The sequence below is a fragment of the Sphingomonas sp. FW306-1B-B10E genome (assembly GCF_058782005.1).
This window is the reverse complement of record NZ_JBYSXG010000038.1, coordinates 23,049-47,352: the sequence shown is the minus strand read 5'-3', so window position 1 is coordinate 47,352 and position 24,304 is coordinate 23,049. Positions and strand designations below refer to the sequence as shown.

Sequence of the window (24,304 nt, the reverse complement as noted above, 5' to 3'; positions counted from 1 at the left end):
GTGCCGGGGAGGATCGAAGGGTCCTCCAACTCCGCCAGCCGCCGCGCCTGTTCGCGCGGAACCGCGATCAGCGCATCCGCCTCCGCCCCCGCCTCCCCCGCCAGCAATGCGCGCGGCGTGGCGTCGGCGACGATCCGCCCTGCCGCCATCACCAGCACCCGGTCGGCGAGCAGCAGCGCCTCGGCCATGTCGTGGGTGACGAGGATCGTGGTGAGCTCCATCCGATCGTGCAGCGCGCGGATCGCCTTGCCGAGCCCGTCGCGGGTCACCGGATCGAGCGCGCCGAACGGCTCGTCCATCAGCAGCACGCCCGGCGCGCAGGCGAATGCGCGCGCCACCCCGACGCGCTGGCGCTGCCCGCCCGACAGCGCATCGGGCATCCGCACCGCCAGCGCCGGATCGAGCTCGACCAAAGCGAGCAATTCGGCCACCCGGTCGCGCGTCTCGCGCTCTCCGGCGAGCCGCAGCCCGATCGCGACATTCTCGCCGACGTTCAGGTGCGGGAACAGCCCGATATTCTGGAAGACATAGCCGATCCGCCGGCGCAGCAGATGCGGCGGCTCGGCGGCCACCGGCGCGCCGCCGATCAGGACCTCGCCGCTGCTCGGCTCGACCAGCCGATTGACCATCTTGAGCAAGGTCGACTTGCCCGACCCGGAGGCGCCGACCAGCGCGACGAAGCTGCCTGCCGTGACCTCCAGTGACACCGCGTCGACGGCCGCCGGGCTGCCCGCATAGACCTTACTGACATTTTTGAAGGTAACGCTGCAGCTTTGCTCTGGCATCGCCGGCTTTTGTGCGGGATGACGGGGCAAAGGTCAAAACAACAGAGGGGCAGGATGGCAGGCGAACCAGCGATCTTCATCACCGGGGGCGCGTCGGGGATCGGCCAGGCGGTCGCCAAGCTGTTCGCCGCGCGCGGCTGGCGGGTCGGCCTCGCCGACGTCAATGCTGCCGGGCTCGCGGCGACGCAGGCGATGCTGCCGCCAGGGATGGCGACGACGCATGTCATGGACGTGCGCGACCGCGACCAGTGGCGCGCCGCGCTCGCTGCCTTCGCCGAAAGCAGCGGCGGGCGGCTCGACGTGCTGTTCAACAATGCCGGGATCGCGGTCGGCGGGCAGCTGGCGGGAGCGAGCGACGACGAGATCGACCGGATCGTCGGCGTCAATCTCGTCGGCGTGATCAACGGCGCGCGCGCGGGCTATCCCTTCCTCAAGGCGACCCCGGGTTCGGCTTTGGTCAATACCGCGTCCGCCGCGGCGATCTACGGGTCGAGCGGGCTGGCGCTTTATGCCGCGGTCAAGTTCGGCGTGCGCGGGCTATCCGAGGCGCTCGACGCCGAATGGTCGCCCGATGGGATCAAGGTGCGGGTGGTGATGCCGAGCTTCATCGACACGCCTTTGCTCGATTCGAACATCTCGGGCACCAATTACACCGCGCGCGATTCGGTGCGCGCCGCGGGGCTCGAATTCACGCCGCTCGACCAGGCCGCAGAGGCGATCTGGGACGGCATTCAGCGCGACAAGGTCCATGTCATCATCGGCAAGACCGCGCGGCGCCTCGCCTTCGCGGCGCGGTGGATGCCGGGCGCGCTGCGCAAGCAGATGCGCCGCGGGGCTCGGCGGTAGCATGGTCAACCTTGCGCCCCTCCCTTCAAGGGAGGGGTTGGGGGTGGGTGCGCGCGTCTGCGCGCCCAAAGAGAATCCTCGCCAAGTATCTGAGCGTCGAGCAGGGCATCGAGCCCTGCCCGCCGCTACCCACCCCTGGCCCCTCCCTTGAAACGGAGGGGTAAAGCGGAATGTTGATCGGCGCTAAAGCAGCGCGTCGATCGCCTGCGCCATCGCGATGTCGCGCTGCGACAGGCCGCCGGCATCATGCGTCGTGAGCAGGATGTCGACGCGGTTCCACACGTTCGACCATTCGGGGTGGTGATCGGCCTTTTCGGCGAGCAGCGCGACCCGCGCCATGAAGCCGAACGCCTGGTTGAAGTCGGTGAAGGTCAGCCGCCGCATGATCGCGTCGCGGGCCTCGTCATACCCCCAATCGGGAATCGCGGCGAGCGACTCGCGCCGGTGTCCCTCGGTCAATCGCGCCACCATGATCGCCTCCTTGCCCAGCCTTCGCGCTACCGCCTATGGGTTCGGCGATGCGCGGACAAGCACCTTCCCACGCGCCGGACGCGGCAACGATCGAGGCGCTCGCCCGCGCGGCGCTGGCGCGCATCCCCGAGCCGTTCGCTACGCACCTCGCCGACGTCGTGCTGATCGTCGAGGAATTCGCTGACGACGAGACGCTGGACGCACTCGGGATCGAGGATCCGTTCGACCTCACCGGCCTCTATCACGGCCGCCCGATCGGCGAGAAATCGTCGTTCGATTCGGGCGCGCTGCCCGATCGCATCCACCTATACCGCCGCGCGATCCTCGACGAATGGTGTGCCACCGGCGTGACGCTGCCGGATTTGGTCAGTCACATCGTCGTGCACGAGGTAGGGCATCATTTCGGCTTGTCCGACGACGACATGCACGCGCTGGAAGACGCCGCCGGGTGAGCGCGGGCCTGGCTTTCGCCGACGTGGCAGGCGTGCGGGGCGGGCGGGCGCTGTTCGAAGGGCTGAGTTTCGCGCTCGGCCCCGGCGACGCGGCATTGGTGACCGGGCCCAACGGCACCGGCAAATCGAGCCTGATCCGCATCGCGGCGGGGCTGCTTCCGGCTGCGGCGGGGCGGGTCAGCGGCGAGGGCGCACGCGCGCTGCTCGCCGAGAGCGCTGCGCTCGATCCCGAACTGTGCGTCGCCGCGGCGCTTCGTTTCTGGGCGAAGCTAGACGGACGCGCCGCGGCGGTCGACGCGGCGCTGGCCGCGGTGAACCTCGACGCCCTCGCACAGGTCCCCGTCCGACTGCTGTCGACCGGCCAGAGGCGCCGCGCCGGGCTGGCGCGCGTGGTGGCGAGCGGCGCGCCGGTTTGGCTGCTCGACGAGCCGGCCAATGGGCTCGACGGAGATTCGGTGCGCATGCTGGAGACGCTGGTCGCCGATCACCGGCGCAGCGGCGGGATTGCGCTGGTGGCGACGCATCTTCCGATCGCGCTGCCCGGTGCGCTGGAGATAAAGTTGTGAAGGTGCGGCTCGTCCCGATCCTCCCCCGGAGGGGGAGGGGGACCGCGAAGCGGTGGAGGGGTAGTCTCCCCAAGCAATCCGCTAGCCTGCGGCGCCTACCCCTCCACCAAGCTGCGCTTGGTCCCCAGTGGGAGGCCGAACATGCCCCGCATGTTCGAGGATCGTCCGGGGGACGATCCGACCTCGCACTCCCTCCGGGGGAGGATTTGTGAGCCCCTTCCTCGCCATCGTGTGGCGCGAGCTGCGGCGCGCGTGGAGCACCGGCGGGCTGCTGATGCCGATCGCCTTCTTCCTGCTCGTCGCAATCCTGTTTCCCTTCGCTATCGGCCCCGACGGCAAGTTGCTCGCACGCGTCGGCGGCGGCGTGATCTGGGCGGCCGCCTTGCTCGCGGCGTTGCTTCCGGTCGAGCGGCTGGTGACGCCCGATGCCGAGAGCGGCGTGCTCGACCAGTTCGCTGCGCGCGGGCTCTCCGACAGCGCCGTGGCGGCGGCAAAGATGGTCGGCCACTGGCTGGGCTTCGCGCCGGCATTGCTCACCGCGACGGTGGTCGCTGCAGCATTGCTGCACTTGCCCGGCGCCGCGTTGCTGCCGTTGCTCGCCGGACTCGCGATCGGCACCCCCGGACTCGCCGCGCTCGGCGTGGCTACCGCCGCGCTCGTCGCCGGGTTGCGCGGTGCCGGTGCGCTGGCGGGTCTGGTGATGCTGCCTTTTGCGGTGCCGCTGCTGATCTTCGGCGCGGGCGCGACCGGGGATCAGCCGGGCGCGTTCAAGCTGCTCGGCGCAGTCAGTCTGTTGCTGGTCGCGGGCTGCCCGTTCGTAGCCGGGGCGGCGATCCGGATGGGGCGGAGCTGAAGCGGCCGCTCACGCCTCGGGCGGCAGCTCGTCGCCGAACACCACCACTGCCGAGCCCTCCGCCAGCGCCGTCTCGGTCGCCGCGCGCAGCACGGGATCGTCATTCGCCGCGGGGTCGGCGACCTCCATCCCCTTTTCCAGTCGCACCATCATCCAGCCGGTGCCGAGCGCGACGCCCGCGGCCCTGCGCTGGGCGGTTTCGAAATCCTCGGCCGCGACATAGATCAGCATCGCGTGCCGCGCGCCCGGCCGGCGCCCTTCGACGTCGTCCGCGACCGCCGTCGCCAGGAACACCGAGAGCGCCATCAGCGGCTCCAGCGCGCGAAGATCGCGGTCGGCAACTCGAGCCCGCGCGCCTCCTCGCGCACGGTCAGCTCGCCCGCCTCGACCTTGCCGCCGAGATCGCCGAACGACTGGCGGACCAGCTCGCCGATCGCCAGCGCCGACATGCGCACCGCGTAGACGGTGAGGAACAGGAAGCGCGAATCCGCGTCGAGCAGTTTCCGGGTATCGGCGATCAGCCCGGGCAGCCCCTCTTCGAGCTTCCACACTTCGCCGTTGGGCCCGCGCCCCCATTTGGGCGGATCTAGGATGATCCCGTCATAGCGCCGCCCCCGCCGGACCTCGCGCGCGACGAACTTGCCGGCATCGTCGATCATCCAGCGGATCGGCAGGTCGGCCATCCCCGACAGCACGGCATTGGCCTTGCCCTCGGCGACCGACTTCTTCGACGCGTCGACATGCGTCATCCGCGCGCCCTTGGCCGCCAGCGCGAGCGTGCCGACGCCGGTATAGCCGAACAGGTTCATCACCTCGGGGGCGGGCAGGTCAGCGGTCTGCGCGCGCATCCAGCTCCATACCGGCGCCATGTCGGGGAAGAAACCGAGATGGCGGAACGGCGTCGTCTGCGCGGTGAAGGTGACTTCGTTCCATTGGAGCGGCCAGCCCTCGCGCGGAGTCGGCGTGGTGAAATGCCAGCGGCCGCCACCCTCGTCGTCGGGCGCGGGGAGGAATTCGCCATGCGCTTCCCAATTGTCGGACGCGGGCGCCCACATCGCCTGCGGTTCGGGGCGGATGAAGCGGTAGCGGCCATAGCGCTCGAGCTTGCGGCCATAGCCGGAGTCGATCAGCCCGTAATCGGCCCAAGGCTCGCCGGTGAGAGTGATGAGGTCCATGCGACGTCCATAGAAGCACATGCGCGTTTCTCAATCCTCCCCCGGAGGGAGACCGCGAAGCGGTGGAGGGGTAGTCTCCACGGGCGACATCGCTTGAGGAGACTACCCCTCCGTCAGCCTGCGGCTGCCACCTCCCCCTCCGGGGGAGGCGCTAGGCCTTGGGCGTCGCGCGCTCGGCGATATAGGCGGTGACCGCCTCGAAGGTCGCCGGCAGCACGTCGTAGCGCTCCTGCCGCTCGTGGAGGTCGCCGACGCGCGCGGGCACCGATGGCCGCAACCCGGTCGCCCGCTCAACTGCCTCGGCGAACTTGGCCGGATGCGCCGTCGCGAGCGTCACCACCGGCACCTCGGCCGGAAGCCCGGCACGGCGCGCCGCGGCCAAGCCGATCGCGCTGTGCGGGTCGAGCACCTGCCCGGCTTCGGCAAAGCCCCAGCGCATCGCCTCGTTCATCGCATCGGCGTCGATCCGGTCGCTGGCGAAGAGCGCTGCCGCGCCGTCGCGCTGGGCGTTGGTGAGCTGCATCGCGCGTGCCGCCTCGAACCCGCGCATCTGCTCGCCTATGGGTGCGCCGGCGAGGTCGGCGAGCAGGCGCTCGAAATTGGAGCTGACCTGGATGTCCATCGACGGCGCCGCGGTCGGCGTGACCGTGCCGGTCGAATAGTCGCCCGACGAGAGCGCGCGGTGGAGGATGTCGTTGACGTTGGTCGCGACGACCAGCTTGGCCACCGGCAACCCCATCTTGGCGGCGACATAGCCGGCGAACACGTCGCCGAAATTGCCGGTCGGCACCGAGAAGGCGACCGGCCGGTCGGGCGCGCCGAGCCGGACTGCGGCGTAGAAATAATAGACCACCTGCGCCATCAGCCGCGCCCAGTTGATCGAATTGACCGCGGTCACCTGGAAGCGGCCGGCAAAGTCGGCATGGTTGAACATCGCCTTCACCAGCGCCTGGGCGTCGTCAAAGCTGCCCTCGATCGCGATGTTATGCACGTTGGGGGCGAGCACCGTCGTCATCTGGCGGCGCTGGACCTCGGACACGCGGCCCTTGGGGTGGAGCATGAAGATGTCGACGCCGACCCGTCCGGCGACCGCATCGATCGCGGCGCTGCCGGTGTCGCCCGAGGTCGCGCCGACGATGGTGAGGTGGGTCGATCCGCCGGTCAGGAACTTCTCGAACAGCAGTCCCAACAGCTGAAGCGCGACATCCTTGAACGCAAGCGTCGGGCCGTGGAACAGCTCGAGCAGCCAATGCTGGTGGTCGAGCTGCACGAGCGGCGTCACCGCGGCATGGCTGAAGCGGCCGTATGCGCGGGTGCACAGGTCGCGCAGCTCGTCTTCGGACAGGTCCGGCCCGACGAACGGCAGCATTACCCGCACCGCGGTCTCGACATAGGACAGGCCGGCGAGCGCCGCGATCTCGTCGCGGGTGAAGCTCGGCCACGCCTCGGGAACGTAGAGCCCGCCGTCGCTCGCCAGTCCGGCAAGCGTGACGTCGCGAAAGCCGAGCAGGGGCGCGGCGCCTCGGGTGCTTTGGTAGCGCATGGGCGGGGGTTAGCGGCGTGTCGACGGGGTCACAAGATAGGTGATGTTTAGCGTGCTTCGGTGAACCACGGCGGGCGTCTCCTCTTCCTCTCCCATTGGGAGAGGTAGCGAAGCTTGGCAGCTTGCTGCCTAGCGGAGCTAGGTGAGGGTGTTTGCACTATCGATAGGGCGATCCCCTCACCCAGCTCCGACTAGGGCCCGCTGAAGAAGCGGACCCAAGTCTGCGCAACCCTCTCCCGACGGGAGAGGGGTCAGGCGGCCGCCTTCCGCCCTCGCCAGCGCAGCGCCAGCAAGTAGATCACGCTCGCCACCGCCGCGAACAGGAACCATTGCACGCCGTACGCCAGATGGTTGTTCGGCACCGAGGACAGGTCGGGCGCGGCATTCGGCGCGAGCCCCGGCGCGGGGGTATCGGCGATCAGCATCAGCCGCTTGGGGCTACGATCGAACAGCGAGGCCAGCATCGAGCGGCCGTCGGGCGCGTGGCCGATCCGGCCGCGTACCTCACCGCCCTTCCACACCGGCTTGGCCATCGGGTCGCGCGTGGTGCCGAGCTGGACCAGCATCCCCGGCCCCTCGGCGCCGCCGGTGCGGCATTCGACGATGAAGCGGAAGCCGGCGCTGCCCGCGCCGGCGAGCCTGCTCGACACCGGCTGAACGCAATAGCCGTGCGCCTTGCGGAACAGCAGCCGGTCGTCGGGCAGGCGCGGAAAGGCGATCTCCGGCAGCGACGGATTGGCGGCGAGCTGCGCGAGCATCGCTTCCTTCTGCGGCCGGCGGATCATCAGCTGCCACAGCCCGAGCCCGATCATCGCCGCCACCGCGAGGCCGACGATCGCGGTCGGGATCAGCGGGAAGCGGCGCCTCGAAACGACGAAGGGAGGCAGCGCGGTGCTGCCTCCCTCGATTTGCGTGTCGCGCGTGTCGGCCAAATCAGCCGGCGTGGACGGGTGCGCCCCAGCCGCCCCAGACATAGATCGACGCGAACAGGAACAGCCACACCACGTCGACGAAGTGCCAGTACCAGGCCGCCGCCTCAAAGCCGAAATGCTGGCGCGGGGTGAAGTGGCCCTTATAGACGCGCACCAGGTTGACGATCAGGAAGATCGTGCCGACCAGCACGTGGAAGCCGTGGAAGCCGGTCGCCATGAAGAAGGCGCCGCCATAGCTGCTGCCGCCTTCGCTCGCGCCCTTGAACGGGAACGGCGCGTGCATGTACTCATAGGCCTGCACGCAGCTGAAGATCAGGCCGAGGATGATCGTCAGCCACAGCCCCTTCTTGACGCCGTCATCCTCGCCGACGCCGAGCAGGCCCCACAGCCCCTTGAGCGCGCCGCCGCGCTGGTTGTGGAGCAAGGCGTGGTGCGCCCAGGTCACGGTGCAGCCCGAGCAGAGCAGGATCAAAGTGTTGAGCAGCGGGAATTCCCAAGCGTTCAGCACTTCCATGCCCTTGGGCGGCCATTGCCCGCCGACCGCGTCGACGGTCGAGGGGAAGAGCGCGAAGTCGAACCACGCCCAGAACCAGCCGACGAAGAACATCACTTCGGAAGCGATGAACAGGATCATGCCGTAGCGCAGGTGGAGCTGGACGATCGGCGTGTGATCGCCGGCATGCGCCTCGCGGATCACGTCCGACCACCAGCCGAAGAAGGTGATCAGAATGCCCGCAACGCCCGCGAAGAAGACGAGGTTCGCCGAGGGCATGCTGTGCATCCACATGATGCCGCCCGAGGCGAGCACCAAAGCCGCCATCGAGCCGAAGAGCGGCCAGATGCTCGGGGGAAGGATGTGATATTGGTGGTTCTTGGCACCCGCCATCGGCTCGTCCCTGTTTATCGCTTTGGGGCGTCTCTAGCTTGCAGTCTTGCCGGAATCTACCGGGTAAAATGTGTAGGACAAGGTGATCTCGCGGATGTCGCGCGCGTCGGGGTCCTGCTGGATCGCCGGATCGACGTAGAAGATCACCGGCATGCGGACCTCCTCGCCCGGCTGCAGCGTCTGCTGGGTGAAGCAGAAGCACTGGATCTTGGTGAAATATTTGCCGGCGGCGGCAGGGGTGACGTTGAACGTCGCCGATCCGGTTATCGGCTTGTCCGACAGGTTCTTCGCCTTGAAGAAGGCCATGTCGCGGCCGCCGACGTCGATCGTGTCGGCGCGCTGCTCGGGCACGAAGCGCCAGGGCAGCTTCGGGCTGACATTGCTGTCGAATGCGACGGTGATCTTGTCGCCGGTGGTGCCCGGCGCGCGCAGCCCGCGCTGGGTGGTGCCGTTGAGACCGGTCGCCTCGCAGAAGATCCGGTAGAGCGGCACGCTCGCAAAGCCGACGCCGGTCATCGTGCAGACGCCGAGCCCCGCGAACAATGCCGTGCGCAGGTTGCGGTTCATCCCGAATGCCCGATCTGGATCTTCACGATCGAGATCGCGAAGACGAGCACGACGAACACCGCCAGCAGCACTCCCATGACGCGCGCGCGTGAACGCTGACGGGCGCGGATCAGCTGGGTTTGGTCCAGGTCGGTCATGCAAGCCACCTATCGGCGACGAGCGCGCCGAACATCAGGAACAGATAGAAGATCGAATATTTGAACAGCCGCTTCTCGGGGGCCATCGCGTCGCCGGGCACCGAGCGGCGCAGCGCGACCTGCGCGACCAAAGCGAGGAACACCGCGTCGAGCACCACTGCCGACCAGCCATAGACCGCGCCGGCCAGCCCCAGCGGCCAGGGCGCGATCGCCGCGGCGACCATCGGCAGGGTGTAGAGCCCGATCTGGAGCCGGGTCGAACGCTCCCCCGCCACCACCGGCAGCATCGGCACCCCGGCATTGGCGTAATCGGTCTTCACGAACAAAGCGAGCGCCCAGAAATGCGGCGGCGTCCACAGGAAGATCAAGGCGAACAAAAGTGCCGGCAGCAAGGCGACGTCGCCGGTCGCCGCCGCCCAGCCGATCAGCGGCGGGAAGGCGCCCGCGGCCCCGCCGATGACGATGTTCTGCGGGGTGCGGCGCTTGAGCCAGATCGTGTAGACGAAGACGTAGAACAGGATCGACGCCGCGAGGATGATCGTCGCCGCGAGGTTGATCGCGAAATACATCAGCGCCAGGCTGAACCCGGCCAGCCCGACCCCGAAATGCAGCGCCGACTGGCGGTCCATCCGCCCGGCGGGGAGCGGGCGCTTCTGCGTCCGCTTCATCTTGGCGTCGAGATCGGCCTCGTACCATTGATTGAGCGCCCCCGCAGCGCCCGCGCCCAATGCGATGCACAGGATCGCCGTGAAGCCCAGCACCGGATGGATCGGCACCGGCGCAGCGAGCATCCCGCACAGCCCGGTGAACACGACGAGCGTCATCACCCGCGGCTTGGTCAGCGCAAGGAAATCGCGCCAGTCGGCAGGGAGATCGGTACCGGCTAGGGTGGGTGCGGACGACATGATCGTTTGCGCTATAGGCCCGACTCCTGGGCGCGGAAAGAGCGCGGTGCGGCGGATGGCCAGTAAGCCTGTCCGAAGCTAAGAGAAAGTCATGCCTCGCCCGGCTTCGGGCCATATCGAGAAGGATCGCCCGGAACATGCACGATTCGCGCAGGATTCTCGATCGCTTCTCGGTGCTGATCGATCCCGAGGTGACGATCGGCTTTCCCCATCCCGACGTGCCGCCGCAGGAGTTGCACGTCGAGCCGCCGATCCTGCTGCGCCAAGGCGTCTACGACATCGAGTTCATCGGCGCCTTCACCTTTCTCGGTGGCCAGCGCACGTCGATGCGCCACATCTGGATGATCGGCCGCTTCTGCTCGATTGCCTATAATGTGATGACGGGCGTCGAAGAGCATCCCACCGATTTTCTGTCGCCCAGCCCGATCTTCCAGGGTGCGTTTCCGTGGCGGCAGATGGAGGCGTTTCGCGAGCGCAACAGCGAGGTGCTGAGCAGGTCGTCCGAGAAATGGTGGTCGCGGCGCGATAACGGCTTTCCCAAGATCCGAATCGGCAGCGATGTATGGATCGGCGAAGGCGCGCTGATCCGCCGCGGCGTGACGATCGGGGACGGGGCGGTGATCGCCGCCCGCTCGGTGGTGACTCGCGACGTACCGCCTTATGCGATCGTCGGCGGCAGCCCAGCGCGGATCATCCGCTATCGCTTCGAGCCGGCCGTGGTGGAGGCGCTCCTCACGCTGCAATGGTGGCAATATGGCGTCAGCGCACTCGACGGCGTCGACATGTCGAACATTCATCAGGCGATCGATCAGATCGACCGCAACATCGCCTCGGGAGACGCGCAGCCTTACCAGACTCCGATCGTCCGACTCGATCATCGGCAGGATGCCACCTTGTGGACGCCGGATGCCGCTGCCGGCCGATTGGTCCCGGTCGATCCCGCGCCCTGGCTCGACGACGAGTCGCGCTGACTTCTAAGGCCGGTACTCAGCCCAGCCGGGTGCGGTTGGCCTTCACCTTGCGGCGGTAGTGGCGGAGCACTTTCCGCGTGCCGGCGAGCGGATCGCCGCCGAGCTTGCCGGTGACCAGAGCCGCCTGAAGCTCGATCGCGGCCTGCATCTTTTCGGAAACCATCAGCCGCGCCTCTTCGGCGGCATCGAACCCGCCGGTAGCCATCTTCACCGTGCGCAGCCCGATCACCGCCGAGGCTTCCATGCCGAGTGCCCAGGCGTCGAGCCCCGCGCTGGCCCAGCCGCCATATGCCCATTTGTACATCGCCGTCCTTCACGCTCGCCCGCCGGCTCCGACGTCCGGACTCAACGAACCATCTTCGCCTGCGGGCCCGCGCTTGCCAAATGAAAACGCCCCGGAGTTTCCCCCGGGGCGCTTGCGGTTGCCTTTCGGCAGCGGCTTAGTGGTGCGAACCGCCGTCGATCACCGGCAAGGTCTCGAACTGGTGGAAGGGCGGCGGGCTGGACAGCGTCCATTCGAGCGTCGTCGCGCCTTCGCCCCACGGATTGTCGCCCGCCTTGCGGCCCGCGATCAGCGAGTAGACGATGTTGACGAAGAAGATGCCGACGCCGGCGGCCATGATCATATAGCCGTAGGTCGCGACCTGGTTCCAATGCGCATAGGCGTCGGGATAGTCCGGATAGCGCCGCGGCATGCCCTGGAGCCCCAGGAAGTGCATCGGGAAGAACATTACGTTCACGCCGATGAAGAACACCCAGAAGTGCAGCTGGCCGAGCAGTTCGCTGTACATCCGGCCCGAGATCTTCGGGAACCAGTAATAGAAGCCGGCGAACAGCGAGAACACCGCGCCGAGCGACAGCACATAGTGGAAGTGCGCCACCACGTAATAGGTGTCCTGCATGTAATCGTCGACGCCGCCATTGGCGAGCACGACGCCGGTCACGCCGCCGACGGTGAACATGAAGATGAAGCCGATCGACCAGACCATCGGAGTCTTGAAGGTCAGGCTGCCGCCCCACATCGTCGCGATCCACGAGAAGATCTTCACGCCGGTGGGCACCGCGATCACCATCGTCGCCGCGGTGAAGTACATCTTCACGGTCACCGAAAGCCCGGTGGTGAACATGTGGTGCGCCCAAACGACGAAGCCGACCAAGCCGATCGCGACCATGGCATAGGCCATGCCGAGATAGCCGAACACCGGCTTGCGGCTGAAAGTCGCGATGATCTGGCTGACGATGCCGAAGCCCGGCAGGATCATGATGTACACTTCGGGATGCCCGAAGAACCAGAACAGATGCTGGTAGAGGATCGGATCGCCGCCGTACGCCGGATCGTAGAATGCCGTGCCGAAATTGCGGTCGGTCAGCAGCATGGTGATCGCAGCAGCGAGCACCGGCAGCGCCAGCAGCAGCAGGAACGCAGTGATCAGCACCGACCAGACGAACAGCGGCATCTTGTGCAGGGTCATGCCCGGCGCGCGCATGTTGAAGATCGTGGTGATGAAGTTGATCGCGCCGAGGATCGAGCTCGCGCCCGCCAGATGGAGCGACAGGATCGCCATGTCGACCGAGGGTCCGGGCTCGCCATAGGTCGAGAGCGGCGCATAGACCGTCCAGCCGGTGCCCGCGCCCACGCCGACGAACGGCGAGGCGAGCAGCAGCGTGAAGGCCGGGATGAGCAGCCAGAAGCTGATATTGTTCATCCGCGGGAACGCCATGTCCGGCGCCCCGATCATGATCGGCACGAACCAGTTGCCGAAGCCGCCGATCATCGCCGGCATGACCATGAAGAACACCATGATCAGGCCGTGCGCGGTGATCAGCACGTTCCAGAAGTGGAGTGCGTCGTCGAGGCTGTGCCCGCCGCCGTGCAGCATGTTCAGCCAGGTCGGCAGATACTGGATGCCCGGGTGCATCAGCTCGGCGCGCATCAGGCCCGAGATCCCGCCGCCGATGATGCCGGCGGCGATCGCGAAGATCAGGTAGAGCGTGCCGATGTCCTTGTGGTTCGTCGACATGAACCAGCGCTGGAAGAAGCTGGGCTTGTGATCGGCGTCGTGATGGTCGTGCGCATGGGCGTGGCCGTGGTCATGCGCCTGGAGAGCGGTGTCGGTCATGGTCTCAGTTGCCCGTCTGTCCGAGGCCCGCCGGATTCTGCGTCGCGGGCTTGTTGGTAACCGTGGCCGGCACGGTCGCGTTCTCGACCGGTCCGGCTTCTGCGGCGTTGCTGGTCTCGGCCGAGGCATCGTTGCCCGCGGCGGTGGTCGACTGCGGCTCGGCATTGGCGCCGGGCATCTTGCCGCCCTTGGACGCGACCCACTGCGCGAACACTGCCGGGCTCACTGCCTCGACCGCGATCGGCATGTACGCATGGCGCGCGCCGCACAGTTCCGAGCACTGGCCGAAATAGAGGCCGGGCTTCTCGATGATGAAGCTGGTCTCGTTGAGGCGGCCGGGAACCGCGTCGAGCTTGATCCAGAAGGCGGGGACCGCCCAGCTGTGGATCACGTCCTGTGCAGTGGTGACGAGGCGGATCGGCACGCCATAGGGCAGCACGACGCGGGTGTCAGTCGCGAGCAGGCGCGGGCCGTCCTGGTCGGTGCGGTAGCGCTGGCCGGGTGCGACTTCGGTCTGCTCCTTGAGCAGATTGGCGGTCAGCTTGATGTCGCCGTGATCGGGATATTCGTAACTCCAGAACCACTGGTTGCCGATCGCCTTCAAGGTCACGGCATTGTCGGGCGCGGGCTTGAACTGCGCGGCGAGCAGCCGGATCGAAGGCACGGCGATCGCGATCAGGATCAGCACCGGGGCGAGCGTCCAGACGATCTCGATCGCGGTGTTGTGGCTGGTGCGCGACGGCGTCGGGTTGGCGGCGCGGCGATAGCGGATGATCACCCAGATCAGCAGCGCGAGCACGAACAGCGAGATGATCGTGATCAGCGGCACGAGGATCGTATTGTGGAACCAATGCGCCTCGCGGCCATTGGGCGTCACCTGGTCCTGCAGCCCGTAGATCGCGTCCCGCGGCTGGCCGATCGTCTTGGACGGGCCGAGCAGCGGCTTGCCCGACGCGTCGAGCGTCGGATCGGCTACCGCCGCCGGGGTCGGTGCGGCTGCCGTGGCCGGAGCGCCGGCAGGGGCGCCCGTGGTGCCGGCGTCCTGCTGAGTCGTGGCGGCGGCTGCCGGCGCGGCGGCGGGCGCTGCGCTATTCTGCGCGTAGACCGGCGCCCCCAGCGCCAGTCCCGCAGCCAGGACAATCGAAGTCAATCCAAGCATGCGCATCGTTTGTTTTCACCCTGTTGGCGTGGCTGCGCCGTCGGCAAGAAAGGAAAAGGAACAGTCAGCGCGTATACGCGGCTCAAGGCCATTCTCAACCCTTTTTGATGGCCGTTGCGGACGCTGGGTGGCGTCCCTAAGAGTGCGCGCAGGTGCAGCATGGAGTGGGCGCGTTGACCCGAGACGAAGTTCTGGAAGAGTTTCGCGCGGCGGACGCATTGCTCGAGGGCCATTTCATCCTCTCGTCTGGGCTGCGCAGCGCGCGCTACCTCCAATGCGCCCGCGTGCTGATGGACCCCAAGCGCGGCGCCCGGCTCGCCGAAGCGCTCGCCGCGCAGATCCCCGCCGAGCTGCGCGAGCAGATCAGCGCGGTGGTCTCGCCGGCGATGGGCGGGGTGATCGCCGGGCATGAAATGGCGCGCGCCCTGGGCGTCGAGGCGATGTTCGTCGAGCGCCCGACCGGCAGCTTCGAGCTGCGCCGCGGCTTCCGCCTCGAACCCGGCCAGAGGGTGCTGATGATGGAAGATGTCGTCACGACCGGGCTGTCCTCGCGCGAGGCGATCAAGGCGATCGAGGAAGCGGGCGGCGAAGTGATCGCGATGGCGTCGCTGGTCGATCGCTCGGGCGGCGCTGCGGCGTTCGAAGTCCCCTTCTTCGCCTTGCTCGAACTCGATGTGCCCACCTACGCGCCCGAGGCATTGCCGCCCGAGCTCGCCGCGATCCCCGCGATCAAGCCGGGGAGCCGCGCCGAAGCATGACCGGCAAGCTGCGCCTGGGCCTCAACATCGATCACGTGGCGACGGTGCGCAACGCGCGCGGCTCGGGCTATCCCGATCCGGTGCGCGCCGCCTTGCTCGCCGCCGAGGCGGGCGCTGACGGGATCACCGCGCATCTGCGCGAAGACCGCCGCCACATCACCGACGACGACATCGCCCGCCTCTCGGCCGAGCTGACCATCCCGCTCAACTTGGAAATGGCGGCGACCGAGGAAATGCTCGCGATCGCGCTCCGCCACCGCCCGCACGCAGTGTGCATCGTTCCCGAGAAGCGCGAGGAGCGTACCACCGAGGGCGGACTCGACGCCGCGGGGCAGTACGAGCATCTCGCACCGATGGTGGCGAAGCTGCGCGACAACGGCAGCCGGGTGTCGCTGTTCATCGAGCCCGACGAGCGCCAGATCGACGCCGCGCTGCGGCTGCGCGCGCCGGTGGTCGAGCTCCACACCGGGCGCTATTGCGAGCTCGCCGAGGACGCGCGGGCCGACGAGCTGCGCCGCATCGCCGACGCCGCCGCGCTCGCCGCCAAGGCCGGGCTCGAGCCGCATGCCGGGCACGGGCTGACGTTCGACAATGTCGTGCCGATCGCCGCCATCCCGCAGGTGATGGAATTGAACATCGGCCACTTCCTGATCGGCGAGGCGATCTTCGACGGGTTGGCGCCGGTGGTGCAGCGGATGCGCGCACTGATGGATTCGGCGCGTTGACGCTGCGCGGCGTCACCTTTTTCATCGTGGCGGCGATCAGCGCCTATCTCTGTGCGCGCGCAGCCATGATACCGATCGGGATCCTGCTGGGCAAAGTGCCGAACGCCGACACGGCCAGGATCGTCGAAACGGCCATGCGACGCTCGCTGCCGATTCTGGCGCCCGGCGCGCTTCTGTGGATCGGCGCCCTCGTCCTGCGTTCGCGCCGCGGCTATGGCTGGCTGCCGCTCGCATTGGTGGTCGCCGCGCCTTGTGCCAGCGTCGCGGTGCTGTTGCTGCTGGGGCCGGCATGATCCTCGGCCTGGGATCCGACCTGTGCAACATCGAGCGGATCCAGTCCTCGCTCGACCGCTTCGGCAGCCGCTTCGAGGCGCGCGCCTTCACCGAGACCGAGCTCAGAAAGGCCGCGCGGCGCCCGCACAATTATGCCGCCACGCTCGCCAAGCGCTTCGCCGCCAAGGAAGCTTATTCCAAGGCGGTCGGAACCGGGTTCAAGAACGGCGTGTTCCTCAAGGATATCGGTGTCGTCAATGCGCCTTCGGGGGCGCCGACGCTGGCGCTGACCGGGGGAGCGAAGGCGCGGCTTGACGCGCTCACGCCCGACGGCCACGTCGCGAAGGTGCATCTCACGCTGACCGACGATCATCCCTGGGCCTTTGCCATGGTGATGATCGAGGCGATCGCGGTCGGGAAGGACGAGTGATGGCCATGGCCGCGGATGAGTTGGCGTTGACGCACGAACAGGATTTCGAAGAGCGGGACAAGGACGCGCGGCGCGGCACCGACTGGTGGGCCGAGCTGCGCGGCATCTTCTGGCTGATCCTCGCGGTGCTCGGCTTCCACAGCCTCGTCGCCAAGCCCTTCTACATCCCCTCCGAATCGATGATGCCGGGGCTGCTGGTCGGCGACCGGCTGGTCGTCACCAAATATCCCTATGGCTACAGCTTCGTCACGCCGACCTTTCACTTGCTGCCGTTCATTCCCGGCCGTCTGTTCGGCAGCCTGCCCAAGCGCGGGGACGTGGTGATCGTCACCCCGCCGGGCACCGAGACCGACTATATCAAGCGCGTCATCGGGCTGCCCGGCGACACCATCGCGGTGCGCGACGGCGTGGTCTGGCTCAACGGCAAGCCGATCCCGCGCCGCGCCGCGGGGACGCGCGACATCCCGGTCGACGCCAACACCCGCTGCGACCCCGATCATTATCGCGACAGCCTCGTCCGCCTGGCCGACGGCAAGGCGGTCTGCCGGCTGCCGATCTTCCGCGAGACTTTGCCCGAGGGCCGGTCCTACGACACGGTCGACCTCGGCTGGAGCCCCGGCGACAATTATCCCGAGACCAAGGTGCCCGCAGGCCGCGTCTTCCTGATGGGCGACAATCGCGACAATTCGGCCGACAGCCGTTTCACCGTCGCCCAGAATGGGCTCGGCGGCCCGGTGCCGTGGGAGAATATCGGCGGACGCGCCGAATTCCTCACTTTCTCGCTCGACGGCAGCGCGAGCTGGAACCCGCTGAGCTGGCCCGCCTCCTTCCGTCCCGGCCGCGCCGGCACGTCGCTCCACCCGACCCAGGAGACCCGATGACCGCCGATTCCCCGCAGAGCGAAGGCGTCGCCGTCGTCCACCAGCCCGGCCCCAACGAGCTGCGCGACCCGATCGTCCGCGCCGAGCTGAAGCGCGCCTCGGTCTGGTTCGGGCTCGCGATCGGCACGGCGCTGGTCGTGCTGCTGATCCAGCCGCTGCTGATCATCTTCGGCGGGCTCGTCTTCGCCTCGATGCTCGACGGCGGCGTGCGGCTGCTCGGCCGCGTCCTGCCGATCCCGCGCGGGCTTCGGCTGCTGCTCGTCGTATTGTTCGTCATCGCCTTCATCGGCGGGGTCTTCTATCTGACCGGCGTCCAGATCGCGCTCCAGGCCGAGCAATTGCGCACCACGCTCGAGATCCAGGGCAACCGCGTCGTCTCGTGGATCTCCAGCCTCGGGCTGATGCCCGGCCGCGCCGACCTGACCGGCATGGCGCAGCAGGCGCTCGGCTCGATCGGCCGGCTGACCTCGGCGGTCGGGTCGGTGCTCGGCGCCGGTGCGAGCCTGCTGATGGTGATGTCGATCGGGCTGTTCGTCGCGATGGACCCGCGCATCTACGAGCGCGGGCTGCAATGGATGGTGCCGATCGAGGCGCGCGACGATTTCTCGGTGACGATCGCGCGGATGGCGCGGATGCTGCGCGTGCTGCTCGCCGGCCGGCTGCTCGGCATGGTGTTCGAAGGCATGTTGACCTTCATCCTGTTGTGGATCGCCGGGGTGCCGATGGCGCTTTTGCTCGGCATCATCACCGGCATCCTCGCCTTCATCCCCAATATCGGCGCATTCGTCAGCGGCGTGCTGATGGTCTCGGTCGGGTTCAGCGCCGGGCAGGACCAGGGCCTGTGGGCGATCGCGATCTATTTCGGAGTGCAGACCTTCGACGGCTATGTGCTGATCCCGCTGGTCGCCAAGCGCACCGTGGACCTGCCGCCCGCGCTGACCCTGTCGGCGCAGATCCTCGCCAGCACCCTGTTCGGGGTGATGGGGCTGGCGCTCGCCGATCCGATCGTCGCGATGATCAAGGTCGCGCTCGAAAGCGAGGCCGAGCGCGCGGCCAAGGCGCGCAACAATGAATCGCGCGGCTTCCACTGGCGCATCCGCCACCGCGATACCGTCGCGGGCACGGCGACGATCGCGGAACCGCCGGGGCAGCTCCCCGTTACCTGAGCCAAGGGGGAAGGGCCATGCTGCTCCACGATTATTTCCGCTCGTCCGCGGCGTTCCGCGTCCGCATCGCGCTCAACCTGAAGGGCGTCGAGTACGAACGCCGCGACGTGATGCTGCTGGAGAACCAGCAGCGTTCCCCGGAGCACCTCGCGCTGAACCCGCAGGGCTTCGTCCCCGCGCTCGAAGTCGACGGCAAGGTGCTCACCCAGAGCCTCGCGATCATCGATTGGCTCGACGCGCGCTATTCCGAGCCGCGGCTGATCCCCGCCGACCCCGATGCCCGCGCTGCCGCGCTCGCCCGTGCGCTGGTGATCGCCGCCGACACGCACCCGCTCAACAATCTGCGCGTGCTGCGCCGGCTCAAGGCGATGGGCGTCGACGACGAGGCACGCGACGATTGGACGCGGCACTGGATCGCCGAGGGGTTCGCGGCCCTGGAGGCAATGGCGGGCGACGGCCCGTTCCTCGGCGGCGCGGCGCCGAACGTCGCCGACGTGTTCCTGGTGCCGCAGATGTTCAACGCGCGCCGCTTCGGCACCCCGCTCGATGCGTATCCGAAGCTGGTCGCCGCCGACGCCGCCGCGCAGGCGATCGAAGCCTTCGCCGCCGCCCACCCGGATCGCGTGGCGCCAAAGTGACAGAAATTAGCTTCACCCCGGCCGAAGGGCCGGGGTCCACCGGGCGGCTATGGATGCCCTTCGAGCACTTGATTTCTCGCCATCGGCACAGTGGACCCCGGCACTTCGGCCGGGGTGACAGACTTTGCTTGGCGATCGGTTCGCTATTGCTCCCGCTTCCCGCGCTCGCCCAGGCCGACCCGCCCGAGATCGTCATCACCGGCCGCGGGCTCGACGCACCCCCAGGCGAAGTCGCCTACGACGTCGTCACGATCGACCGTGAACGTCTGACCTCGACCGCGAGCAATCGCCTCGAGGACGTCCTGCGCGACGCCGCCGGGATCGCCCAGTTCCGCCGCGCGGATTCGCGCTCGGCGCACCCGACCAGCCAGGGCATCACTTTGCGCGGGCTCGGCGGCAATGCGTCGAGCCGCGCCTTGGTCGTGCTCGACGGGGTTCCGCAGACCGATCCGTTCGGCGGCTGGGTCGCCTTCCCCGCCTATCTGCCCGAGCGCCTCGCCGCGATCCGCGTCACCCGCGGCGGCGGCAGCGGCTATGCCGGGCCCGGCGCGCTCGCCGGGACGATCGACCTGATCAGCGGCGCGCCCGCCGATCTCGGCGCGTTCCAGCTGCGCACCGCTTATGGCAGCCGCGAGAGCGTCGACGCGACCGCTTTGGCCTCGGCGAACCTCGGCGGCGGGTTCGTCACGGTCGCCGGCCAATATGCCCGCGGCGACGGCTTCGTGCCGGTGGTGGCGGAGGATCGCGGCCCCGCCGACCGCCCCGCGCCCTACGAGCAGGCCAGCCTCGCGCTGCGCGGCGTCGCCGATATCGGCGGCGGTGCCGAGCTCCAGGCCAATCTGTCGGGCTTCACCGATCGGCGCGACCGCGGCGTCGACTTCACCCGCATCACCAGCGACGGCGCCGATGCCAGCATCCGGCTGGTCAAGCGCGGCGGATGGGGGTGGTCGGCGCTCGCCTATCTGCAGACGCGCCAGTTCGCGAGCGGCTTCGCCAGCGTCGACGATGCGCGCACCACTGCGACGGCGACGCTCGATCAATACAACGTCCCCGCCACCGGAATCGGCGGACGCATCGAGATCGCCCCGCCCGTCGGCGGCGGGGTCTCGCTGCGGCTGGGCAGCGATGTTCGCCGCGTCTCCGGGCGCACCCAGGAACTCTATACCTTCGTTGCCGGCGCCCCTACGCGTCGCCGCGTCGCAGGCGGCGAGAGCACGACCTTCGGCGGGTTCGCCGACGCGAGCTACGAAGCCGGCCCACTGACGCTCAACGCCGGCGGCCGGCTCGACCGTTGGACGATCACCAACGGTTCGCTGGTCGAGCGTCCGCTCGCCGGCGGTGTAGCGCTCACCGATCTCGCCTTTGCCGATCGCAGCGGCACCGAAGCGACCGGACGGGTCGGGGCGGCGCTCGCGGCAGGCGCGCTGACCTTCCGCGCGGCGGGCTATCGCGGCTGGCGGCTGCCGACGCTCAACGAGCTCTACCGTCCGTTCCGCGTCGGTGCCGACGCCACCGCGGCCAATGCCGCGCTCGATCCCGAGCGGCTGACCGGCGCCGAGATCGGGTTCGACTGGCGCCCGGTCCCGGCGCTGACCTTGCGCACCACTGGCTATTGGAATCGCCTGGACGACGCGATCGCCAATGTGACGATCGCCAACGGTCCCGGCACCTTTCCCGGGGTCGGCTTCGTCTCGGCGGCAGGCGTGTACCGCGTGCGGCAGAATCTCGATTCGGTCGAGGCGCGCGGAGTCGAATTCGACGGCCGGTTCGAAGCCGGCGCGGTCAGCCTTTCGGCATCTTATGCCTTCGCCGATTCGCGCGTCCACGCATCGGGCGCCGCCGCCGCGCTGGACGGGCTTCGTCCCGCCCAGACCGCAATGCACCAGGCTTCGGCTACGCTTGCCTGGCACCGCGACGATCGGGGCGCTTCGCTCACCGCGCGCTATGCCTCGCCGCAATTCGAGGACGACCAGAACAGCCGCGAACTCGCCGACGCGCTCACCTTCGACGCGGTCGCGGCACTGCCGCTGACCGGCAATCTGATCGCCGAGGCACGCGCCGAGAACCTAGCCGACGCCCGCGTCGAAGCCGGGATCAGCGGCCCGGGGGTGATCGAGCGCGCCACCCCGCGCACGCTCTGGCTCGGGCTGCGTTACCGCATCCGCTAGCGGGGACCGGATCGACTGGCTCTGTTCCCCGGGGAAGGCCGGGGCCCAGTCTCGGCAGGGTCGCGAAAGCGTGACCACCCCGCAACCGCTCGCAACTGGACCCCGGCCTTCGCCGGGGAACAGCATGATCGACTGCAGCGCCGGCCGTGCTGCTGCGAAAGCCGGAGCAAGAGTCTATTCGGATACCAGCCGGTCGAACAGCGCCAGATAGTCCGCGATCGGATCGCCCGTGGTGATCACCGGCACCGGCCGCGCGCGTCCGGGCGTGAGCCAATGGTTCAGTGCCGCCACTAGCGCGGCGGCATCCTCGCGCGCCACCACTGTGCCCAGTTCGGGCGACGCCACGATCTCGCGCACCGCGACGCTCGATTCGGTCGATACCACCGGCGTCCCCACCGACAGCGCCTCGCGCAGCACCCCCGGTACGCCCTCATAATCCGACGTCAGCACCGCGACCGCCGCCCCCGCCAGCGCAGGCAGTGGATCGCCGGCATGTCCCGGCATCGACACCCGCGCGCCCAGTCCCGATGCCGCCACCTGCGCCTCGAGCTGCCCACGCATGCTGCCCTCGCCGAGGATCAGCAGCCGCACTTCCCGATCGTCGAGCCGCGCCAGCGCGTCGATCAGCCGATCCCAGCGCTTCTGTGGCTCGAGCCGTCCGACGCCGACGATGTAGCGCCCCTCCGGCAGCGCCACCGGTGTGGCGTCAGGCCTTGGCAAAGCCGGCGGATTGGCAATCACGCTCACGCGCGAGGGCGAAATGCCCATCTCGGCAATCGCCTCCGCCGCCATCGCCGGCGTCATCGCGACGACATGGTCGAGGAAGCGCGGATGGAGCTGCAGCCAGCGGCGATAGCCCCAGGCCTCGACACCCTTCTGCTCCGGACGGACCAGCGCATTGGACACCTTGGCGACGATCGGCGGCGCGCCGCGGCCGAGCCGCAGCCGGGTCACCGCCGCGACGCCGCTATAATGATTGCCCGGGCAGAAGATCAGGTCGGGCGCCACTCGCCGGACATGGCCGGCGAGCCCGAACAGCGCCGAATAGCGCGCGTCGCCGAGCGTGATCCGCGCGACGCCGTCCGGGATCTCCGCGGCGAGCGGCCCTTCGTCGCTGCCGATCACCAGCGTCACGCGTCGCCCCGCGCGCAGCCAGCCCTCGGCCATCCGCAGCAAGGCGCGCTCGACGCCGCCGCCGCGCATCGTCTGGGCGTAGCTGAGGATGTGCCGGGCGGTTTCGGAAGGGGTGCGGTGCGACATATGGCTTGCGGTTTGCCATGCTTACGCCCAAATCGACCCCGCAATAAACCGCATTCTGCTGGCAGTCGGCCATCTCCGCACGGACGCGCACAATCGGGGGGCGAGGCAAGACGCGGAAACAAAGCGAAATTTGTTTGACGTTTCTGCAGCGGAACATGATCCAGTGAACGAACCAGCAGTGGAGGCTTCGGTGAACACCAGCGCTGTCGAAGCTCCGTTGGCGAGCGCGCCCGATCTGGCCGGGCTCGAGCCCGTCGAGAAGATCAAGCGCCGCTGGCCGATGCTGCTCGGCGGCGCGCTGACCCTGCTGATGATCGCCGCGCTGGCGCACGAACTGTTCGACACCGGGCTCGCCGGGCTGTCGCGCCGGCTGCCGGGCAGCCCATTCTTCTATATCGCGCTGTTGCTTTACTATCTCGGCCCGCCGACCTTCGACTACATCATCTTCAAGCGGCTATGGGACATCCCGCTCGCCGGGATGGCCGCGCTCCACAAGAAGCGCATCTCGAACGAAGTGCTGGTCGGCTATTCGGGCGAGGCCTATTTCTACGCCTGGGCGCGCCAGCGTACCCAGATGGTCGCGGCGCCCTTCGGCGCGGTCAAGGACGTGACGATCCTGTCGGCGATCGCCGGCAACGCGGTCACCCTGGCGATGATCGTGCTCGCCGCGCCGTTCGGCATGGGGCTGCTGACGCATGTTCAGCAGAATTGGGTGTGGGGGTCGATCGGCATCATCGTCGCCACCTCGCTGCCCTTCATGATCTTCTCGCGGCGCGTCTTCTCGCAGCCGCGCGGCACTTTGTGGTGGATCTTCGGAATCCACTGCGTGCGCATCCTGACCGGCTCGTTCCTGATCGCGATCGCCTGGCATTTCGCGCTGCCGCAGGTCTCGGTCGGCTTCTGGCTGCTGATGGCGGCGGGGCGCCTGCTCGTCTGGCGCCTGCCGCTCGTCCCCAACAAGGAAGTCGCCTTTGCGACGATCGCCGGCGTGGTGATCGGGCAGGGCGATTCGCTCTCCGAACTGATGGCGCTGATCGCGGCGCTGACCCTGCTCGCCCATGTCGCGCTGATCGCGGGCTTCAGCGCGCACGCCCTGATCACGAGGAACAAGCAATGATTCGCCCCGCCTTTCTCTCCCTCGCGCTCGCCGCGTTGGCGCTGCCCGGTGCGGCGCGCGCGCAGGATCCGATCGACGGGTCGTGCGCGCGCGGCGCCGGCCCAAAGCTCTACGTCAACGTCACCGGACTCAAGGACCGGACAGGTCGTCTCAAGCTCGAACTCTATCCGGGCAACGAGGAGGATTTCCTCAAGGACGATCGCACGATCAAGGCCGAGGGCAAGCAGATGCGCCGCGTGTGGTCGCCGATGCCCGGGTCGGGCCCGGTCACCCTGTGCATCCGTGCGCCGAGCGCCGGCCAATGGGCATTGCTGTTCACGCACGACCGCGACGGGAAGAACAAGTTCAACTTCTGGCAGGACGGCGCCGGCTTCCCGAGCAACCAGCGGCTCGGCCGCAGCCGCCCGAAGGTCCGCCAGGCCTTGGTCAACATCCCCGCGAACGGCGGCCAGATCACCGTGCGCGCGCAATATCTCAAGGGGCTCGGCGGCTTCGGCCCCCTGGACTGAGGAAGACGGCC

General features: G+C 68.4%; 29 protein-coding genes. 15 read left to right on the top strand and 14 right to left on the bottom strand.

All coding sequences use genetic code 11. The features are described from left to right. On the bottom strand, window positions 1-785 hold a 785-nt coding region (locus AC3WJI_RS14895; RefSeq protein WP_492758062.1), incomplete at its 3' end, for an ATP-binding cassette domain-containing protein. Between the two features lie 54 nt (window positions 786-839). Here AC3WJI_RS14895 and AC3WJI_RS14890 point away from each other — a divergent pair. Then, window positions 840-1,631: an SDR family oxidoreductase gene (locus AC3WJI_RS14890; protein WP_492758061.1), complete on the top strand. Its 792-nt coding sequence runs from the start codon at window positions 840-842 to the stop codon at window positions 1,629-1,631. Window positions 1,632-1,814: 183 nt separating this feature from the next. Here AC3WJI_RS14890 and AC3WJI_RS14885 read toward each other — a convergent pair whose 3' ends face one another. Beyond that, window positions 1,815-2,120 carry a 4a-hydroxytetrahydrobiopterin dehydratase gene (locus tag AC3WJI_RS14885; protein WP_492758066.1) on the bottom strand — a complete coding sequence of 102 codons (306 nt, stop codon included), beginning with the start codon at window positions 2,118-2,120 and terminating at the stop codon, window positions 1,815-1,817. A 29-nt stretch (window positions 2,121-2,149) separates the two neighbouring features. On the opposite strand from AC3WJI_RS14885, the gene AC3WJI_RS14880 reads away from it, so the two are divergent. From AC3WJI_RS14880 to AC3WJI_RS14870, 3 genes are all read left to right on the top strand, one after another. Further along, window positions 2,150-2,554 carry a metallopeptidase family protein gene (locus AC3WJI_RS14880; protein WP_492758060.1) on the top strand — a complete coding sequence of 135 codons (405 nt, stop codon included), beginning with the start codon at window positions 2,150-2,152 and terminating at the stop codon, window positions 2,552-2,554. Then, on the top strand, window positions 2,551-3,120 hold the full coding sequence (gene ccmA / locus AC3WJI_RS14875; protein ID WP_492758059.1) for a heme ABC exporter ATP-binding protein CcmA: 570 nt from the start codon (window positions 2,551-2,553) through the stop codon (window positions 3,118-3,120). Before AC3WJI_RS14880 ends, ccmA begins: the two co-directional genes overlap by 4 nt. Before the next feature lie 208 nt (window positions 3,121-3,328). Further along, window positions 3,329-3,973 (top strand): heme exporter protein CcmB, encoded by a 645-nt coding sequence (locus AC3WJI_RS14870; protein ID WP_492758058.1) that lies wholly within the window; start codon window positions 3,329-3,331, stop codon window positions 3,971-3,973. Window positions 3,974-3,982: 9 nt separating this feature from the next. Here AC3WJI_RS14870 and AC3WJI_RS14865 read toward each other — a convergent pair whose 3' ends face one another. From AC3WJI_RS14865 to AC3WJI_RS14830, 8 genes are all read right to left on the bottom strand, one after another. After that, window positions 3,983-4,279 carry a hypothetical protein gene (locus AC3WJI_RS14865; RefSeq protein WP_492758057.1) on the bottom strand — a complete coding sequence of 99 codons (297 nt, stop codon included), beginning with the start codon at window positions 4,277-4,279 and terminating at the stop codon, window positions 3,983-3,985. Continuing rightward, entirely contained in the window at window positions 4,279-5,148 is an 870-nt protein-coding gene (locus tag AC3WJI_RS14860) for a class I SAM-dependent rRNA methyltransferase (protein ID WP_492758056.1), read from the bottom strand. The genes AC3WJI_RS14865 and AC3WJI_RS14860 overlap by 1 nt, the downstream gene beginning before the upstream one ends. 151 nt (window positions 5,149-5,299) lie before the next feature. Continuing rightward, window positions 5,300-6,691 (bottom strand): threonine synthase, encoded by a 1,392-nt coding sequence (thrC, locus tag AC3WJI_RS14855; protein WP_492758055.1) that lies wholly within the window; start codon window positions 6,689-6,691, stop codon window positions 5,300-5,302. Window positions 6,692-6,942: 251 nt separating this feature from the next. Then, window positions 6,943-7,503: an SURF1 family protein gene (locus tag AC3WJI_RS14850; RefSeq protein ID WP_492758065.1), complete on the bottom strand. Its 561-nt coding sequence runs from the start codon at window positions 7,501-7,503 to the stop codon at window positions 6,943-6,945. Window positions 7,504-7,624: 121 nt separating this feature from the next. Next, on the bottom strand, window positions 7,625-8,509 hold the full coding sequence (locus AC3WJI_RS14845) for a cytochrome c oxidase subunit 3 (protein ID WP_492758054.1): 885 nt from the start codon (window positions 8,507-8,509) through the stop codon (window positions 7,625-7,627). A 33-nt stretch (window positions 8,510-8,542) separates the two neighbouring features. Beyond that, on the bottom strand, window positions 8,543-9,076 hold the full coding sequence (locus tag AC3WJI_RS14840; protein ID WP_492758053.1) for a cytochrome c oxidase assembly protein: 534 nt from the start codon (window positions 9,074-9,076) through the stop codon (window positions 8,543-8,545). Then, window positions 9,073-9,213: a cytochrome c oxidase system small membrane protein gene (locus tag AC3WJI_RS14835; RefSeq protein ID WP_492758052.1), complete on the bottom strand. Its 141-nt coding sequence runs from the start codon at window positions 9,211-9,213 to the stop codon at window positions 9,073-9,075. The genes AC3WJI_RS14840 and AC3WJI_RS14835 overlap by 4 nt, the downstream gene beginning before the upstream one ends. Continuing rightward, window positions 9,210-10,118: a heme o synthase gene (locus AC3WJI_RS14830; protein ID WP_492758051.1), complete on the bottom strand. Its 909-nt coding sequence runs from the start codon at window positions 10,116-10,118 to the stop codon at window positions 9,210-9,212. The genes AC3WJI_RS14835 and AC3WJI_RS14830 overlap by 4 nt, the downstream gene beginning before the upstream one ends. Before the next feature lie 137 nt (window positions 10,119-10,255). Here AC3WJI_RS14830 and AC3WJI_RS14825 point away from each other — a divergent pair, with 137 nt between their 5' ends. Next, a complete protein-coding gene (locus AC3WJI_RS14825) occupies window positions 10,256-11,089 on the top strand; it encodes a CatB-related O-acetyltransferase (protein ID WP_492758050.1) in 834 nt (277 codons plus the stop codon). Between the two features lie 16 nt (window positions 11,090-11,105). Here the strand turns inward: AC3WJI_RS14825 and AC3WJI_RS14820 are convergent, their stop codons facing one another. The 3 genes from AC3WJI_RS14820 to coxB all read right to left on the bottom strand — a co-directional run bounded on the left by AC3WJI_RS14820 (window position 11,106) and on the right by coxB (window position 14,374). Then, complete coding sequence (locus AC3WJI_RS14820; protein WP_492758049.1) at window positions 11,106-11,393, bottom strand: hypothetical protein; 288 nt, start codon at window positions 11,391-11,393, stop codon at window positions 11,106-11,108. A 136-nt stretch (window positions 11,394-11,529) separates the two neighbouring features. Then, window positions 11,530-13,209 (bottom strand): cytochrome c oxidase subunit I, encoded by a 1,680-nt coding sequence (gene ctaD, locus AC3WJI_RS14815; protein ID WP_492758048.1) that lies wholly within the window; start codon window positions 13,207-13,209, stop codon window positions 11,530-11,532. 4 nt (window positions 13,210-13,213) lie between these two features. Then, the gene (gene coxB / locus AC3WJI_RS14810; protein WP_492758047.1) at window positions 13,214-14,374 is read right to left on the bottom strand and encodes a cytochrome c oxidase subunit II; all 1,161 of its coding nucleotides are present in this window, start codon (window positions 14,372-14,374) and stop codon (window positions 13,214-13,216) included. A gap of 167 nt (window positions 14,375-14,541) precedes the next feature. On the opposite strand from coxB, the gene pyrE reads away from it, so the two are divergent. The 8 genes from pyrE to AC3WJI_RS14770 all read left to right on the top strand — a co-directional run bounded on the left by pyrE (window position 14,542) and on the right by AC3WJI_RS14770 (window position 21,407). After that, window positions 14,542-15,126 (top strand): orotate phosphoribosyltransferase, encoded by a 585-nt coding sequence (gene pyrE / locus AC3WJI_RS14805; RefSeq protein ID WP_492758046.1) that lies wholly within the window; start codon window positions 14,542-14,544, stop codon window positions 15,124-15,126. Further along, window positions 15,123-15,851: a pyridoxine 5'-phosphate synthase gene (locus tag AC3WJI_RS14800; protein WP_492758045.1), complete on the top strand. Its 729-nt coding sequence runs from the start codon at window positions 15,123-15,125 to the stop codon at window positions 15,849-15,851. Before pyrE ends, AC3WJI_RS14800 begins: the two co-directional genes overlap by 4 nt. Continuing rightward, window positions 15,848-16,144, top strand: a complete 297-nt coding sequence (locus tag AC3WJI_RS14795; RefSeq protein ID WP_492758044.1) for a hypothetical protein — start codon at window positions 15,848-15,850, stop codon at window positions 16,142-16,144. Before AC3WJI_RS14800 ends, AC3WJI_RS14795 begins: the two co-directional genes overlap by 4 nt. Continuing rightward, the gene (gene acpS, locus AC3WJI_RS14790) at window positions 16,141-16,554 is read left to right on the top strand and encodes a holo-ACP synthase (RefSeq protein ID WP_492758043.1); all 414 of its coding nucleotides are present in this window, start codon (window positions 16,141-16,143) and stop codon (window positions 16,552-16,554) included. The genes AC3WJI_RS14795 and acpS overlap by 4 nt, the downstream gene beginning before the upstream one ends. A gap of 5 nt (window positions 16,555-16,559) precedes the next feature. Further along, on the top strand, window positions 16,560-17,435 hold the full coding sequence (gene lepB, locus AC3WJI_RS14785; RefSeq protein WP_492758064.1) for a signal peptidase I: 876 nt from the start codon (window positions 16,560-16,562) through the stop codon (window positions 17,433-17,435). Beyond that, window positions 17,432-18,601 carry an AI-2E family transporter gene (locus AC3WJI_RS14780; protein ID WP_492758042.1) on the top strand — a complete coding sequence of 390 codons (1,170 nt, stop codon included), beginning with the start codon at window positions 17,432-17,434 and terminating at the stop codon, window positions 18,599-18,601. Before lepB ends, AC3WJI_RS14780 begins: the two co-directional genes overlap by 4 nt. A gap of 17 nt (window positions 18,602-18,618) precedes the next feature. Then, window positions 18,619-19,239 (top strand): maleylacetoacetate isomerase, encoded by a 621-nt coding sequence (gene maiA, locus AC3WJI_RS14775; RefSeq protein ID WP_492758041.1) that lies wholly within the window; start codon window positions 18,619-18,621, stop codon window positions 19,237-19,239. Window positions 19,240-19,385: 146 nt separating this feature from the next. Then, the gene (locus AC3WJI_RS14770) at window positions 19,386-21,407 is read left to right on the top strand and encodes a TonB-dependent receptor (RefSeq protein WP_492758040.1); all 2,022 of its coding nucleotides are present in this window, start codon (window positions 19,386-19,388) and stop codon (window positions 21,405-21,407) included. A 174-nt stretch (window positions 21,408-21,581) separates the two neighbouring features. Here the strand turns inward: AC3WJI_RS14770 and AC3WJI_RS14765 are convergent, their stop codons facing one another. Further along, the gene (locus tag AC3WJI_RS14765; protein ID WP_492758039.1) at window positions 21,582-22,667 is read right to left on the bottom strand and encodes a glycosyltransferase; all 1,086 of its coding nucleotides are present in this window, start codon (window positions 22,665-22,667) and stop codon (window positions 21,582-21,584) included. A gap of 190 nt (window positions 22,668-22,857) precedes the next feature. Here AC3WJI_RS14765 and AC3WJI_RS14760 point away from each other — a divergent pair, with 190 nt between their 5' ends. Together AC3WJI_RS14760 and AC3WJI_RS14755 are read left to right on the top strand one after the other, a co-directional pair. Then, window positions 22,858-23,784, top strand: coding sequence for a hypothetical protein (locus AC3WJI_RS14760; RefSeq protein ID WP_492758038.1), 927 nt, complete (start codon window positions 22,858-22,860; stop codon window positions 23,782-23,784). Further along, a complete protein-coding gene (locus tag AC3WJI_RS14755; RefSeq protein ID WP_492758037.1) occupies window positions 23,781-24,293 on the top strand; it encodes a DUF2141 domain-containing protein in 513 nt (170 codons plus the stop codon). The genes AC3WJI_RS14760 and AC3WJI_RS14755 overlap by 4 nt, the downstream gene beginning before the upstream one ends. Window positions 24,294-24,304 lie beyond the last annotated feature (11 nt).

Bases quoted from the DNA above. Each gene is read 5' to 3' on its own strand.
- AC3WJI_RS14890 (WP_492758061.1), top strand. From the start codon at position 840: ATGGCAGGCGAACCAGCGATCTTCATCACCGGGGGCGCGTCGGGGATC.
- AC3WJI_RS14880 (WP_492758060.1), top strand. From the start codon at position 2,150: ATGCGCGGACAAGCACCTTCCCACGCGCCGGACGCGGCAACGATCGAG.
- AC3WJI_RS14865 (WP_492758057.1), bottom strand. From the start codon at position 4,279: ATGGCGCTCTCGGTGTTCCTGGCGACGGCGGTCGCGGACGACGTCGAA.
- AC3WJI_RS14860 (WP_492758056.1), bottom strand. From the start codon at position 5,148: ATGGACCTCATCACTCTCACCGGCGAGCCTTGGGCCGATTACGGGCTG.
- thrC (WP_492758055.1), bottom strand. From the start codon at position 6,691: ATGCGCTACCAAAGCACCCGAGGCGCCGCGCCCCTGCTCGGCTTTCGC.
- AC3WJI_RS14850 (WP_492758065.1), bottom strand. From the start codon at position 7,503: ATGATCGGGCTCGGGCTGTGGCAGCTGATGATCCGCCGGCCGCAGAAG.
- AC3WJI_RS14845 (WP_492758054.1), bottom strand. From the start codon at position 8,509: ATGGCGGGTGCCAAGAACCACCAATATCACATCCTTCCCCCGAGCATC.
- AC3WJI_RS14840 (WP_492758053.1), bottom strand. From the start codon at position 9,076: ATGAACCGCAACCTGCGCACGGCATTGTTCGCGGGGCTCGGCGTCTGC.
- AC3WJI_RS14835 (WP_492758052.1), bottom strand. From the start codon at position 9,213: ATGACCGACCTGGACCAAACCCAGCTGATCCGCGCCCGTCAGCGTTCA.
- AC3WJI_RS14830 (WP_492758051.1), bottom strand. From the start codon at position 10,118: ATGTCGTCCGCACCCACCCTAGCCGGTACCGATCTCCCTGCCGACTGG.
- AC3WJI_RS14825 (WP_492758050.1), top strand. From the start codon at position 10,256: ATGCACGATTCGCGCAGGATTCTCGATCGCTTCTCGGTGCTGATCGAT.
- AC3WJI_RS14820 (WP_492758049.1), bottom strand. From the start codon at position 11,393: ATGTACAAATGGGCATATGGCGGCTGGGCCAGCGCGGGGCTCGACGCC.
- ctaD (WP_492758048.1), bottom strand. From the start codon at position 13,209: ATGACCGACACCGCTCTCCAGGCGCATGACCACGGCCACGCCCATGCG.
- coxB (WP_492758047.1), bottom strand. From the start codon at position 14,374: ATGCGCATGCTTGGATTGACTTCGATTGTCCTGGCTGCGGGACTGGCG.
- AC3WJI_RS14800 (WP_492758045.1), top strand. From the start codon at position 15,123: ATGACCGGCAAGCTGCGCCTGGGCCTCAACATCGATCACGTGGCGACG.
- acpS (WP_492758043.1), top strand. From the start codon at position 16,141: ATGATCCTCGGCCTGGGATCCGACCTGTGCAACATCGAGCGGATCCAG.
- lepB (WP_492758064.1), top strand. From the start codon at position 16,560: ATGGCCGCGGATGAGTTGGCGTTGACGCACGAACAGGATTTCGAAGAG.
- AC3WJI_RS14780 (WP_492758042.1), top strand. From the start codon at position 17,432: ATGACCGCCGATTCCCCGCAGAGCGAAGGCGTCGCCGTCGTCCACCAG.
- maiA (WP_492758041.1), top strand. From the start codon at position 18,619: ATGCTGCTCCACGATTATTTCCGCTCGTCCGCGGCGTTCCGCGTCCGC.
- AC3WJI_RS14765 (WP_492758039.1), bottom strand. From the start codon at position 22,667: ATGTCGCACCGCACCCCTTCCGAAACCGCCCGGCACATCCTCAGCTAC.
- AC3WJI_RS14755 (WP_492758037.1), top strand. From the start codon at position 23,781: ATGATTCGCCCCGCCTTTCTCTCCCTCGCGCTCGCCGCGTTGGCGCTG.